We start from the raw sequence: 13,625 nt of genomic DNA, 5'->3' as shown, positions 1-13,625 counted from the left end.
GCCTATTCTGCGACCATCGCCTGAACCGCTTCGACCCGCACCGCAGAGAATTTAAACTCCGGGATCTTGCCGTAGGGGTCCACAGCCGGGTTGGTCAGGATGTTGGCTGCCGCCTCAACAAAGGCGAATGGCAGGAACACCATGTCCGGAGAAACTGCTCGATCCTCGCGCGCCATGATCTCGATTGACCCGCGTTTCGTAGTCAACCGCACGACACCACCTGCAGATACCCCCAGCTTGCGCAGGGTCGAGGGATGCAGGGAGCAGTTGGCCTCAGGCTCCACCGCATCCAGCACCGTGGCCCGCCGCGTCATCGACCCGGTGTGCCAATGTTCCAGCTGCCGACCCGTCGTCAGGATCATTGGATAGTCGGCGTCCGGCACGTCATCGGGCGGGATCACAGCCGCCGGAGTAAACCGCGCGCGCCCCTCGGGGCGCGGAAACCCGTCGCCAAACACAATGGCTTGTCCGGGGTCTTCCGGTGACAGGGATGGGTAGGTGACAGCGTTCTGTATCTCCAACCGATCCCACGTGATGTTGGCCAGCGACTTCATGTTCAGCTTCATTTCGGCAAACACATCCGCCGGGTTTTCATAGGTCCAGCCGAGTCCCAGCCGGTTGGCCAACTCAACCTCGATCCACCAATCCTCACGCGCATCGCCAGGGGGGGGCAGTGCGGGGCGCCCCATTTGCACCTGACGGTTTGTGTTGGTGACGGTGCCGGACTTTTCCGCAAAGGCGGAGGCAGGTAGAATCACATCGGCATAGTTCGCCGTCTCGGTGATAAAGATATCCTGCACCACCAGATGATCCAGCTTTGCCAAAGCGTCGCGTGCGTGTTCAACATCCGGGTCCGACATGGCCGGGTTTTCGCCCAACACGTACATGGCCTTGATGTTGCCAGCATGCACGTCATCCATGATTTCGGTCACCGTCAGACCCTTCTCATTGGAGAAGTCGCCCGAGTTCCAGACATCGGTAAAGGCTGAACGCACACCATCGTCAGTTACGGGTTGATAATCCGGCAGGAACATTGGAATGAGGCCAGCGTCCGATGCCCCTTGCACGTTGTTCTGACCACGCAACGGGTGCAGACCCGCACCGGGCCGTCCGACCTGTCCGCACATTAGCGCCAGTGAAATCAGGCAGCGCGAATTATCGGTCCCGTGGATGTGCTGAGACACGCCCATCCCCCAGAAAATCATCGCTGACTTGGCACCGGCAAAGGTCCGCGCCACGTCGCGCAGCACCTCAGCTTCGATGCCGCAGATCTCAGCCATCTTCTCGGGGGCAAAGCCCGCCAGATGGGCCTTTTCGGCCTCCCAATTCTCGGTATAGGCGTCGATGTATTGCTGGTCGTAAAGGCCCTCTTCCACGATCGTGTGCATGATCGCGTTTAGCATCGATACATCCGCGCCGGGGCGGAATTGCAGCATATGGGATGAAAAGCGTTTGAGCGCCTGCCCGCGCGGATCCATCACGATCAGCGTGCCACCGCGCTTGGTGAACTGCTTGAAATAAGTGGCCGCGACAGGGTGGTTTTCGATCGGGTTGCAACCAATTGCGATAGCCACATCCGCGTTTTCAATCTCGTTAAAGGTCGCTGTTACAGCCCCCGAACCGACGTTTTCCATCAAAGCCGCCACAGAACTTGCATGGCACAAACGGGTGCAGTGATCGACGTTGTTATGGCCAAATCCCTGCCGGATCATCTTTTGAAAAAGATAGGCCTCTTCATTGGTGCACTTGGCCGACCCAAAACCCGCCACTTCCCGCCCGCGCCCCTTGAGGCCGTTCGCCGCGAAATCCAGCGCCTCGTCCCATGTCGCTTCACGGAACACTTCCTGCCAGTTGCCGGGGTCCACGTTCAACCCTTTGGCTGGCGCATCGTCACGTCGGATCAGTGGTTTGATCAGGCGGTGATCATGGTGAATATAGTCAAAACCAAAGCGCCCTTTGACGCAAAGCCGACCTTCATTTGCAGGGCCATTGATACCCTCAACATATTTGACCTTGTTGTCCTTCACCTTCAGCGAGATCTGACAGCCGACACCACAGAATGGGCAGATACTTTCAACTTCACTGTCAAAATCCGCGCTGTCCCCGACTTGAGTATCGTCCACAACTGAGGACGGCATCAAAGCGCCAGTCGGACAGGCCTGTACACATTCGCCGCACGCCACACAGGTGCTGTCGCCCATCGGATCGGCCAGATCGAATGTCGGATAGGTGTCATGCCCGCGTCCAGCCATGCCGATCACATCGTTGACCTGCACCTCACGGCAGGCCCGTACGCACAAACCGCATTGGATGCAGGCATCAAGGTTGACCGACATCGCGACGTGACTGTCGTCGAGAAGAGGAATCCTCCCATCTTCTAATTTGGGGAAGCGGCTTTCCGAGACACCGTTGGCCTCAGCCATATCCCAAAGATGGGCGGATTTGTCGTGGGCTTCGTCCCGGGCAGGCTGGTCGGCGACCAGCATCTCCACCACCATCTTGCGAGCCGTTTTGGCCCGGGTCGAATTGGTGGTGACCACCATGCCTTCATTGGGTTCACGGATACAGGACGCGGCCAGCACACGCTCGCCCTCGATCTCCACCATGCAGGCACGGCAGTTGCCATCGGGGCGGTATCCCGGCGCAGGTTTGTGGCACAGATGCGGGATCACAAGGCCGCGCCCGTTGGCAACCTCCCAGATGGTCATGCCCGCTTCGGCCTCAACCTCGGCTCCGTCCAGCGTAAATGTCACCTTGTCCGTCATCGCGCGCAACTCCCTCGCCCTCGCAGCACTCTAAACCAGCCCAAACATCAAGAGGACTCCCATTCCCGACACCAAAGCCTGCTTTCGCGTCTCTGGTGTTTCCGATCCACTTCACCGCGCCTCTTCTTCGTTTCAAAAAATGTCTCCCGGAGGGTCCAGCACTTTCCACTGCCCGAGTGCTGCCCTAGAAGAAACCAAACATCAGCCAAAGGCGCCCATGTCCCACATCACCCTTATCCGGCACGGTCAGGCCAACAGCCAAGCCAAAGACGAAGCCAGTTATGACCAGCTCAGCCCACTTGGGCATCAACAGGCTGCGTGGCTGGGCGAACATCTGCGTGCCACGCACCAGCATCACCTGCGTCTTTTCACCGGTACACTGCGCCGCCACCGCGAAACGGCGGCCGGGATGGCGACGGGGTTGGAAGCGGTTGAAGACGCGCGCCTGAACGAGCTTGAATACTTCACCCTCGCCACAGCGCTGCGGGACGAACATGGCGTTCCATTGCCCGATGGGCCCGGCGACTTCACAGCTCATTTGCCGCAAGTCTTTGCCGCTTGGCAGGATGATCGCCTGACAGGTGCGCCGGAAACATTCGCAAGCTTTGAAGACCGCGTTCAGGGCGCGCTGCGCGAGATTTCGGCTGGAGATGGACCGGCGTTGGTGGTCACGTCTGGCGGGTTGATTTCGATGGCGATGCGTCAGCATCTGGGCCTCAGCATCGAAGGCATGGCCAATATCGCTCTCGCCATTATGAACACCTCGATCCACCGCCTGCACCCAATCGGTGGCACCTGGGCACCGGTCATGTTCAACGCCATCCCGCATCTGGAAACGCCAGATCGTCACCACGCCCAAACCCACGTTTGAAAGGCAGTCCATGAAACTCTATTTCGCCACAGGCACGATTTCCATTGCCGTTGCCGTTGCTCTGAACGAAGCGGGAGTGTCCTACGACACCCACCAGCTTAATTTCGCTGCCGGCGAGCAGCGCGGTGATGGCTACGCCACTATCAACCCCAAAGGCCGCGTGCCTGCATTAGAAGTAGGCGACACCATTCTGACGGAGACGGGTGCAATCCTTGAGTATGTGGCCACGCTTGCCCCCGACCTGATGCCCACTGACCCAGTGGCAGCGGCGCAGGCGCGCGGCATCATGTACTATCTGGCCTCGACGATGCATGTGGCTCATGCCCACGGGAGACGCGCCAATCGTTGGGCGGATGAAAAGGCAAGTTGGGCCGACATGGCAGCCAAAGTGCCCCAGACCATGACCGAATGTACCGCGTTTGTTGAGGCAGAGTGCCTGACCGGACCGTTCATATTCGGCGACACGGTTTGTGTTGCAGATGCTTACCTGTTCGTCGTGTGCAGTTGGCTCACTGCAGACGGCGTTGATCTTACTCCCTTCCCGAAAGTGCGTGCTTTTCTGGCCGCCATGGAAGAACGACCCAGCGTTCAGGCTGTGCGCGCAAATGGGACGCTGCCATGACCCATCTATGGGTGCGCGCCGAGCAGCGGGACAATGAAACCCGCGTGGGAGTGACCCCAGAGGGCGTTTCCAAGCTGATCGCCGCCGGGATCACAGTGACAGTCGAGGACAGCCCCACCCGCTGCATTTCCACGGACAAGTACGCATCTCGGGGTGCCGAGATCGCACCAGCACATAGTTGGCCAGAAGCGCCAGAGGATGCCATCATCTTTGGGCTTAAGGAACTGCCAGAAGATGGCACACCTTTGCCTCACCGTCACATCATGTTCGGCCATGCGTTCAAAGGCCAACCTGCCGGACAACGACTGCTCCGGCGGTTTGGTGCAGGAGGCGGGACACTTTTTGATCTTGAGTATTTGGTAGACACTAACAGTCGTCGCGTTGCGGCCTTTGGCTATTGGGCCGGCTATGCCGGAGCGGCGGTGGCTCTGAAATGCTGGGTTGCCCAGCAGAACGCGCAGATCGCTGGCCCCGTTGCGCCCTATTCCAGTTCAAACCACCTGCTTGCCGACCTGCAATCCGATCTGGTCTCGACCGGGCCCCACAGGCCAACGGCTCTGATCATAGGCGCGTTAGGTCGGGTCGGAACAGGGGCCGCGGATTTGTGCACAGTAATGGGTGTACCCACCACCCGGTGGGACATGGCAGAAACTGCTCACGGCGGCCCATTCCCTGAAATTCTGGCGCACGACATCTTTTTCAATTGTATCCTCGCACGTCCCGGCACGCCGGTATTCGTTCCGTCAGATGCGTTGCACAAGCCCCGTCGCCTCAGCGTCATTGGAGACATTGCTTGCGATCCGGACAGCGATTTTTCCCCAATCAAGGTGTATGACCGAACCACAACATGGGATGCACCAGCCCTGCGCGTACATGACACGCCAGTTCTGGACGTCACGGCCATCGACAATCTGCCATCGATGCTGCCTGTCGAATCCTCGGAAGACTACGCCGATCAGTTGCTGGACAGTCTGCTAACATTGGGGGATCTGGACGCTGGCGTTTGGGGCCGGGCGAGAGCCACCTTTGAACAGGCAATGGCCAATACATGAAAAAGGCGGAGATAACCCCCGCCTTTATATCTATCGCGAAATATCTGAACTGATCAAATGCGCGCTAACCGCTGCGCAATCTTCGGGATCAGGCCCTGAAACTGCAGCGGCGCGTCTGTTACGGCCAGACAAATGCAGTCTTCGTGAATATCGGCAACGGGTGTGTGGTGCGTGTCACTGTCCGCCAATTCCACATCGCCACGTGCGAAATAGTCGTCTTCATCTTGAAACGCGCCCTGCAACACCATTGTCATCTCGTTGCCCTGATGCCCGTGATCAGGCATTGCAGCACCCGCCGGGATGAAAAGCAGTCGCGCAGACGCCTCGCGGGACGTTGGCAAAATAGCTTGCTTTACGCCAAGGCCAATAGCGCGCCATTTGACGCTATCCAGATCACCACCCACGTAGTCCTGCAAAGGACCGGGCAGGATAGATCCAGCCGCACGCTTCACAGGCGTCCCTTCTACCGGACCGCCCGCAATCAAGGCCATGGTTGCGGCAAAACTGCCAGGCGCTAACTCCACGTCAGTTGGCACGGCTCGTGCAAGCACTTCGCCGCCCACGGCGTCATAGCTTTCAACCTCTGCCCGGCATGCGTCACAAAGGGACACATGTGTGGCAACCATCAGGTTGAAGGCCTCAGGCAGAGTGCCTGCCGCATACGCCATCAGGATATCGTCTGTTAGGTGGTGTTTAATGTTGTGTTCCATCGCATCAATCACTTCATTGCGTGGCGCAGCCGTTCCAGCGCCAATCGTATCCGACTTTTGATCGTGCCAAGTGGCAGACCGGTTTTCTGGGCGATTTCACTGTGGGACATGTCCCCGAAATACGCCTGCTCTATCAATTCCCGCTGGGCGGTGGGCAATTCTGCAATTGCTTGACCCAACAGTTCGCTTTCTTGCTGCAAGGCCATCACATCGGCCTGATCAGGTTCTTCTTCGGGTCCCCAAGCCAGTTCTTCAGGCTCAGGACGGCGCTGCTTTCGCAGTACGTCAATCTTTCGGTTCCGCGCGATTGTGAAGATCCAGGTCGCCACCGAAGCCCGCGCGGGGTCAAACATGTGCGCTTTGTGCCAACAGGTCGCCAAGACTTCCTGCGCGCATTCTTCGGCCAGCGATGCGTCGGACCCCGATTTTACCAGGAACCCTTTGACCCGCGGGGCAAAGTGTTCGAACAGTTCGGCAAAGGCCGCCTGATCCTGATTATCTCGGATGCGAACCATGTGGCTTACCCACAACATCCGCTTTCCGTCACTGTCATTCATCTTTGCAGGTCCTGTCACCGCCTCTGAGACCATTCCCATGGGCGGATGTGCATATTGTTGCATTGTTTCTAGACCTACGTACATGAATGATCTACGGCCCCTCGTCGCATTTGGATCAAAAAATAAATCTCTGGCATTTGTACATCCGTTTCGGGCACTGAACCGTACACTGTACAACGACTAAGACACACAGGGACGCCCGCCACTTATGCCTTTTGAACATTCTGCCGCTATCCGCAAACGTATCGCAGTGATCGGAGGTGGCATTTCGGGGATGGGCGCCGCCCATATGCTCGCCGCCGATCACACGGTTACCCTGTTTGAATCTGAACATCGCCTTGGCGGTCATGCGCGCACGATCTTGGCCGGCAAGAACGGCGATCAGCCTGTAGACACAGGCTTTCTCGTGTTCAACTACGCCAACTATCCGCACATGGCTGCGCTGTTCGATGAACTGAGCGTGCCCGTAGTGAAATCCAACATGAGCTTTGGTGCCTCTATTGACGGAGGTCGCCTAGAATATGGGTTGGCCAGCATTGATGCATTGTTTGCGCAACGCGCGAACGCCTTCAATCCCCGCTTTCTCGGTATGGTGCGGGATATCGTGCGCTTTAACCGTAACGCCTTGCGTGTGGCGAACGAAGATCGGACGCGCACGGTTGCGCAGTTCTTGGAAGTTTTAGGTACGGGCCACTGGTTCCGAGATTACTATCTGCTCCCACTCAGCGGTGCGATCTGGTCCACGCCAACTGAAAAGATCATGGATTTCCCGGCCCATGCGATGATCCAATTTTTTGAGAACCACGCTTTGCTTAATACGACGGGCCAACATCAGTGGTATACTGTCAACGGAGGCTCTGTCGAATATGTCCGCCGGCTTGAGTCTGCGATGCGCGCTAACGGGGTCGACATCCGTTTGGGGGCACCTATTCAGTCGGTGCGCCGCACCGGCGCGAGTGCTCATGTCAAAGCTTGGGGCGGAGAGTGGGAAGACTTTGACGACGTCGTCTTTGCGACCCATTCTGATGATAGTCTGTCGCTGCTGGAAGACCCATCCGCCGCCGAAAGCGCCGCGCTGGGCGCTGTAAAGTATCAGCCCAACGATATTGTTCTGCATTGCGACGAAAGCATCATGCCCAAACGCCGTCAGACATGGTCTAGCTGGGTCTATACTGAGGACCGGGACGTGCAGAGCGATCGGATTGACCTCACCTACTGGATCAATTCGCTACAACCAATCCCGATGAACGACCCACACTTTGTCACGCTGAACACCAAGCGCGAGATCAGGGAGGAGTTGATCTACGACCAGACTGTTTTGCGTCACCCGGTTTACGATCTGGCAGCGCTTGCCGCTCAGGACACTGTGCGCGCGATGAACGGCAGTAATAACACGTGGTTCTGTGGCGCGTGGATGCGTCACGGCTTCCACGAAGACGGGTTGGCCAGCGCAGTGGACGTTGTGCGGGCAATCAATCGTACCCCAAGCCTGCAGGTGGCCGCATAAATGACCTCAACGGTCGATCATATTTCCGGCGTCACCTACCACGGGCGCAAAGGGGCGATCACAAACGCCTTTCGGTATTCGGTGGATTACATGCTGCTGGACGCGGAGGCCTCTGTCGCCACCCCTTCCTTGTTTGCACGCAATGGGCGCAACCTGATGGCGCTGGATGACGTCGACCACGGTGGACCACCCAAGGATGGCCGTGGAGCCGCGTGGGTTCGCGATGTCTTGCAAGCCCATCAGGTGACCGGCGTTGCGCGAATTGAGCTGCTTGCCCAGCCCAAGGTGCTGGGGCACGTATTTAACCCGGTCAGCTTTTGGTTATGCCGCCGGGAGGATGAGGCGCTGATCGCGGTGATTGCGGAAGTCACCAATACATTCGGAGACCGTCACAGCTATCTTGTGCATCACTCCGACCAGCGCCCCATTGCGCCGGAAGATCGGTTGCAGGCGAATAAGATCCTGCATGTTTCTCCGTTCCAGCCTGTCGAGGGCGGATACGAATTTCGCTTTGACATCCGGGACGACCGCATCGGCGTTTGGATCGACTATTCTCGCGGCCAAGGTGGGCTGATCGCCACGCTCACCGGCAAGCGCGCGGCTCTGACCAATGGGTCGATCCTAAGAGCGGCTCTGCGCCGCCCACTTGGTGCGCGTCGGGTACTTGCTTTGATCCACTGGCAAGCCCTGAAACTCTGGATCAAACGGGCAGTCTATCGTGCCCGCCCACTGCCTCCGTCAGATGAGGTGTCGCGGTGAGCAACACACAACCCCATAATCTGTCGGCCTACGCAGTGTTCGCTGCGTTGCTCGCTTCGGCGGGCCTGCCAATCTATATCCACGCGCCAAAATACTACGTGGATGAATACGGCGTGTCGCTGGCCGCGTTGGGGGCGGTGTTGTTTGGCCTGCGCCTGCTTGACGTGGTGCAAGACCCGCTGTTTGGACGCTTGAGCGAGGCGCTGCGCAGCTTTCGGGGTCTGGGCGTGCTGATCGGGTGTACCGTCATGGCGCTGTCTATGTTGGGCCTGTTCGCGGTGCCTCCTCTGTTGCCACCTCTGATCTGGTTTGCACTCATGCTGACGGGCGTCTTCTCTGCTTTCAGCTTCCTCACCATCAACTTTTACGCCCAAGGTGTAGTCAAGGCCGACCGCCTGCCTGGCAACGGCCATTTGTCACTCGCACGCTGGCGGGAAACCGGCGCATTGCTTGGCGTGTGCGTGGCCGCAATTGCGCCAGTTATGCTAGGCGGGTTCATGGGCGTGCCTTTTGCCGGGTTTGCAGTCGGTTTTTGCGTCCTTGCGCTCGCCGCCGTCGTTATGATGCGTGGCGAATGGGTGAACGACGGCCTGCCACCGTCTGTAGGTTTTCGTGCCGTGTTGAACGACACACTGGCCCGTCGCCTACTACTGATCGCACTGATCAACGCAGCACCGGTTGCAGTGAGCTCGACGCTATTCCTGTTTTTCGTCGAAAGTCGCCTTTTGGCACCGGGGTTCGAAGGACCGCTCTTGCTCCTCTTCTTCCTCAGCGCTGCTGCCGCTGCACCCGTCTGGGGCAAGCTGGCTGAGCGCTACGGCACCAAGCCTGTGTTGCTTTGCGCCATGGTTCTGGCCATCGCAGCCTTTGGCGGGGCGATGACCCTTGGGCCGGGCCACTGGCCAGCCTTTGCAGTCATATGCGTGCTGTCTGGAGCGACACTGGGGGCAGACCTCACGCTTCTTCCGGCGGTGTTTGCTTCGCGTATGGCGCGCATCAGCCCATCGGCCGCTGAAGGCTTTGGGCTGTGGTCCTTTGTTTCGAAATTCACGCTGGCCTTTGCCGCTGTGACCCTGCTTCCGCTGCTTGAGAATGCAGGGTTTGACAGTGCGGCGGCCAGCAACACGCCCGAGGCGCTTGCGCTTCTCACACTACTTTATGCGGCTGTGCCTTGTGGCCTCAAATTGGTCGCCATTGTGCTGCTCGCGACCACAAATCTGAAGGAAACGTGACATGGACGGACTGATCTATGCGCTGATAGGCGCAGGCGTAATCCTCGCACTTAACTGGGCTTGGACGCGCTATGCCGGGTTTCTCGCCCAAGCGCCCGAAGACTACGCCGCAGACGGTACAGTGTTCGACATCCGCACCCACCTCAACGGGCCGATCATCTGCGAAGGGGTGATTTACGGACCAACGGGTCGGGTTTCATCGCGCTTCGTTGGTGAATTCGACTGCCATTGGGAAGGCAACCGTGGTGTGATGAACGAACACTTCAGCTATGACGACGGGTCCGAGCAAACCCGCGCATGGGATCTGACTCTGGGCAATGACGGACGCATCAAGGCGCTGGCCAATGATGTTGTGGGCGAAGGTACAGGCCAGCAGGCAGGCAACGCCGTCCAGTTGAAATACCGTTTCAAACTGCCCGAAAAGTCGGGCGGACACGTGCTGGACACGGTTGACTGGATGTATCTGGCCCCCAATGGAACCATCGTGAACCGTTCTCAGTTCCGCAAATACGGGATCAAGGTCGCTGAACTGGTCGCAACGATGCGCCCGGCCCCCGCCGCAGAAATGAAAGAAGCAGCATGAGTGACATCGACTTGCATGGTAAACGGTACTGGCTGGTCGGCGGTGGCGACGGATTGGGCAAGGCGCTTGCGCAACACATGAGCCGCGCCGGTATAGAAGTGGTCGTCTCTTCGCGCAGCGAAGACAAGCTTGCCGCTTTAGTCGAGGAACTGCCGGGCAAGGCCTCTTATCAGACCGTGGACATCGCAGATGATGCGAGCGTCAAAGCCGCAGCCGAAGCCGTCGGCGAAATCGATGGCGTCGTGCTACTCGCAGGCGTCTACTGGCCGTTTTCCGCACGGGAATGGAACGCAGAACAGGCCACGACGATGGCCGACATCAATTTTACCGGATTCATGCGCGTTCTGGGGCAGGTTGTCCCAAAATTTGTCGAACGGGGTGCAGGCCACATTGTGATCACCTCTTCGCTTTCCGGGTTTCGTGGCTTGCCGGGGTCTATCGGTTACACGGCGTCCAAGGCGGGCACCATGTCACTGGCCGAATGCATGCACGCCGATCTGCGCAAAACGGGCGTAAGGGTGCAGGTCGCAAACCCCGGCTACATCCGCACGCAGTTGACCGACAAAAACGATTTCAACATGCCCTTCATCATGGAGCCCGAAGATGCGGCACGTGAAATGTTCGAATTGATGCTAACGGATCGTTTCAAGAAAAGCTTTCCCAGGGCGTTCTCATTGCTGTTCCGGGGAGGGCAATTCCTACCAGACTGGGCCTACTTCCGCCTGTTTTCCTGATCAGAATCGGCACGGCATTTGTCGTGTGCGGAACAGAATCCACGTACGTGCTCAGCAACGCTAGCCTCATCGAATGTCTGGCGAGAGGCACAAAATGTTGGACACTGTATCACTTGAGAATGGGCGTCTGAGCGACGCTCAGGTGGCGCAATACTGGCAAGATGGGTTTCTGTTTCCCCTGCCCGCGATCAGCGTTCAAGCAGCTTTGGCCGCGCGCGCCGAACTGGAACTTCTGGAGTCGTCATGGCGCTCCGCCGACTTGCCCAATCCGCTGAACACCTACAAACGGATCAATTCACACGTCGTCATGCCAGTGGCCGCGCGGGTGGCGCTGGATCGGGGTGTTTTGGATGTGATCGAAGGTATTCTCGGCCCGGATATACTCATTTATTCAACCGAGTTCTTCATTAAGGAACCCAACACCCGCCAGATCGTCTCAATGCATCAGGACCTGACATATTGGGGGCTTGGAGCCATCGACGGGCTGGTCACCGCCTGGATCGCGTTATCGCCGGCGACACCTGCTTCGGGCTGCATGAACTTTGTCGCTGCCAGCCATAAAAACGCGATCCTTGGTCATGAAGACACCTTCGATCCTGACAACCTGCTCAGCCGAGGCCAGGAAGTGAAGGTCGACGTTCCTGACGAAGATAAGACCGCCATCGAAATCCATCCCGGACAGATGAGCCTGCACCACGGGCTAACGATCCATGGCTCAGGGCCCAACACCACCGATGACAGGCGTATCGCCTGCGTTGTCCGCTACATCCGCCCTGACATGGCGCAACAGGTGGGGGAGAAGGGGTACGCTATGCTCGCGCGCGGCACCGATCATTTTGGTCATTTCGAACACGTGCCTGTGCCGGAACACCCGTTTACACCTGACGCGCTGGCCCTCTACGATAAGATCAGGCGGATGCAGGCGCAGATCATGATGAAAGGCGCCAAAGGCGAGACGGAGATGTACACGTGATGGATCAGGTCAAATTCACGGCGATGAAGGATGGCGATCGCGAAGACTATGCCTTTCTCACCGAACATGAGGTGGAGTTCACAAAAGGCACCGCAGATCGTCTGCTTACAGCGCTTGAAACGCTGGATGAGGGATTGTCAGGTTATCAGATCACCCGGCTTGGGCATTCTCTGCAATCGGCCACGCGCGCATGGCGCGATGGGGCAGACACGGACTGGGTGGTGGCCACGTTGCTGCACGACATCGGCGATATCTTTGCCCCCTATAATCACGACGAATACGCCGCGAGCATCATCAAACCCTTCGTGCGTGAACAGTGCACATGGGTTGTGGAAAAGCACGGCGACTTTCAAATGATCTATTACGGGCAACACGTGGGCGGCAATCAGCACAAGCGTGACGCCTATGCCGGAAATGCCTATTTCGACGACTGCGCGACGTTTTGCGAACGCTGGGACCAGTCCAGTTTCGATCCGGACTACGACATGCTGCCACTGGATCACTTCCGCCCAATGGTGCGCGAAGTGTTCGCACGCAAGGCATACGACCCGGACGTGATACAGCCCGGAGTGCGGGTGCCATTGGTGGATGCCGAGGTTGCGCGCGAGCGATAACTTTAGGCGAAAGCACTACGTGCAGTTAGTGGTTCAGACAAAGCTTCCCGCTTGCTCAAGCCGATAAACGCCGAGTTCGCGCCCATTGTGGCATTTGGCGTTGTTAAAGCAAAACTGTGTTTATTGGCTTTCCGGAGCAGGTCCTACGGTCAGTAATCTGTCATTGCTCCAAACAAGCGCTTCGTAACAGACCTCAGCACCAGCACCGCCGCACCAACCACCATCCCGGCCAATCAAGAGGATCCGATCCGGGCCCCAGTCGACAAGTCTCCAGCCGATCGCCTGCCATGCTGTTACCGTCCCATCAACGATCAGGTTCAGCATACAGCCACCCGAACCGCAGTAGAGCGAAGCAGCGGAAGAGCAGGCGTATTTGCTTTCATCAACTAGCTCCGCGGACACTTTGCCAAATTGTGAGCCAAGTTCGATCTCGCTCACGGCTTCACCCACATTGAATTCACCATTTTCGAATGAACTGCAGTCAGCCGCTGCGCGGTCGATCAAACCTTGAGCCTCAGGCGAGACTGCAAACGCTGAAAGCGTGCTCAAAATGACTGCAAAAAATGCGCCAAAAACTACTCGCATTGCGAATGCCTCCCTGAATAATTCTGACAGCATATTGGGGCTCGCGCAGAACTATCGCAAG

General features: G+C 58.0%; 14 protein-coding genes. 10 read left to right on the top strand and 4 right to left on the bottom strand.

Translation table 11 applies throughout. From position 1 onward, the window contains the following. Nucleotides 1-2: 2 nt before the first annotated feature. Nucleotides 3-2,765 (bottom strand): formate dehydrogenase subunit alpha, encoded by a 2,763-nt coding sequence (gene fdhF, locus ABJD00_RS16690; protein ID WP_413832718.1) that lies wholly within the window; start codon nucleotides 2,763-2,765, stop codon nucleotides 3-5. 217 nt (nucleotides 2,766-2,982) lie between these two features. On the opposite strand from fdhF, the gene ABJD00_RS16685 reads away from it, so the two are divergent. From ABJD00_RS16685 to ABJD00_RS16675, 3 genes are read left to right on the top strand one after another with little or no spacing between them, the layout of a single operon-like run. After that, complete coding sequence (locus tag ABJD00_RS16685) at nucleotides 2,983-3,636, top strand: histidine phosphatase family protein (RefSeq protein ID WP_413832716.1); 654 nt, start codon at nucleotides 2,983-2,985, stop codon at nucleotides 3,634-3,636. 10 nt (nucleotides 3,637-3,646) lie between these two features. Next, a complete protein-coding gene (locus ABJD00_RS16680; protein ID WP_413832714.1) occupies nucleotides 3,647-4,258 on the top strand; it encodes a glutathione S-transferase family protein in 612 nt (203 codons plus the stop codon). After that, nucleotides 4,255-5,310: a saccharopine dehydrogenase gene (locus ABJD00_RS16675; RefSeq protein WP_413832712.1), complete on the top strand. Its 1,056-nt coding sequence runs from the start codon at nucleotides 4,255-4,257 to the stop codon at nucleotides 5,308-5,310. The genes ABJD00_RS16680 and ABJD00_RS16675 overlap by 4 nt, the downstream gene beginning before the upstream one ends. Before the next feature lie 53 nt (nucleotides 5,311-5,363). On the opposite strand, the gene ABJD00_RS16670 is transcribed toward ABJD00_RS16675, so the two are convergent. After that, on the bottom strand, nucleotides 5,364-6,020 hold the full coding sequence (locus ABJD00_RS16670) for a ChrR family anti-sigma-E factor (RefSeq protein ID WP_413832710.1): 657 nt from the start codon (nucleotides 6,018-6,020) through the stop codon (nucleotides 5,364-5,366). Nucleotides 6,021-6,028: 8 nt separating this feature from the next. Then, on the bottom strand, nucleotides 6,029-6,553 hold the full coding sequence (locus ABJD00_RS16665; RefSeq protein WP_413832987.1) for a sigma-70 family RNA polymerase sigma factor: 525 nt from the start codon (nucleotides 6,551-6,553) through the stop codon (nucleotides 6,029-6,031). Between the two features lie 232 nt (nucleotides 6,554-6,785). On the opposite strand from ABJD00_RS16665, the gene ABJD00_RS16660 reads away from it, so the two are divergent. The 7 genes from ABJD00_RS16660 (at nucleotide 6,786) to ABJD00_RS16630 (ending at nucleotide 12,979) form a co-directional block, all read left to right on the top strand. After that, complete coding sequence (locus ABJD00_RS16660; protein WP_413832708.1) at nucleotides 6,786-8,084, top strand: NAD(P)/FAD-dependent oxidoreductase; 1,299 nt, start codon at nucleotides 6,786-6,788, stop codon at nucleotides 8,082-8,084. Beyond that, complete coding sequence (locus tag ABJD00_RS16655) at nucleotides 8,085-8,843, top strand: DUF1365 domain-containing protein (protein WP_413832706.1); 759 nt, start codon at nucleotides 8,085-8,087, stop codon at nucleotides 8,841-8,843. Beyond that, nucleotides 8,840-10,075: an MFS transporter gene (locus tag ABJD00_RS16650; RefSeq protein ID WP_413832704.1), complete on the top strand. Its 1,236-nt coding sequence runs from the start codon at nucleotides 8,840-8,842 to the stop codon at nucleotides 10,073-10,075. The genes ABJD00_RS16655 and ABJD00_RS16650 overlap by 4 nt, the downstream gene beginning before the upstream one ends. Nucleotide 10,076: 1 nt before the next feature. Continuing rightward, on the top strand, nucleotides 10,077-10,658 hold the full coding sequence (locus ABJD00_RS16645) for a DUF3833 domain-containing protein (protein WP_413832702.1): 582 nt from the start codon (nucleotides 10,077-10,079) through the stop codon (nucleotides 10,656-10,658). Continuing rightward, complete coding sequence (locus ABJD00_RS16640; protein WP_413832700.1) at nucleotides 10,655-11,392, top strand: SDR family NAD(P)-dependent oxidoreductase; 738 nt, start codon at nucleotides 10,655-10,657, stop codon at nucleotides 11,390-11,392. Before ABJD00_RS16645 ends, ABJD00_RS16640 begins: the two co-directional genes overlap by 4 nt. Nucleotides 11,393-11,486: 94 nt before the next feature. Next, the gene (locus ABJD00_RS16635) at nucleotides 11,487-12,365 is read left to right on the top strand and encodes a phytanoyl-CoA dioxygenase family protein (protein ID WP_413832698.1); all 879 of its coding nucleotides are present in this window, start codon (nucleotides 11,487-11,489) and stop codon (nucleotides 12,363-12,365) included. Continuing rightward, nucleotides 12,365-12,979: an HD domain-containing protein gene (locus tag ABJD00_RS16630; protein WP_413832985.1), complete on the top strand. Its 615-nt coding sequence runs from the start codon at nucleotides 12,365-12,367 to the stop codon at nucleotides 12,977-12,979. Before ABJD00_RS16635 ends, ABJD00_RS16630 begins: the two co-directional genes overlap by 1 nt. Nucleotides 12,980-13,099: 120 nt before the next feature. Here the strand turns inward: ABJD00_RS16630 and ABJD00_RS16625 are convergent, their stop codons facing one another. Beyond that, on the bottom strand, nucleotides 13,100-13,564 hold the full coding sequence (locus ABJD00_RS16625) for a hypothetical protein (protein WP_413832696.1): 465 nt from the start codon (nucleotides 13,562-13,564) through the stop codon (nucleotides 13,100-13,102). Between the last annotated feature and the right edge of the window lie 61 nt (nucleotides 13,565-13,625).

Origin of the sequence: Tateyamaria sp. (assembly GCF_039945315.1) — a bacterium.
Classification (GTDB): Bacteria; Pseudomonadota; Alphaproteobacteria; order Rhodobacterales; family Rhodobacteraceae; genus Tateyamaria.
This window is presented reverse-complemented; position numbering and strand designations above follow the sequence as displayed.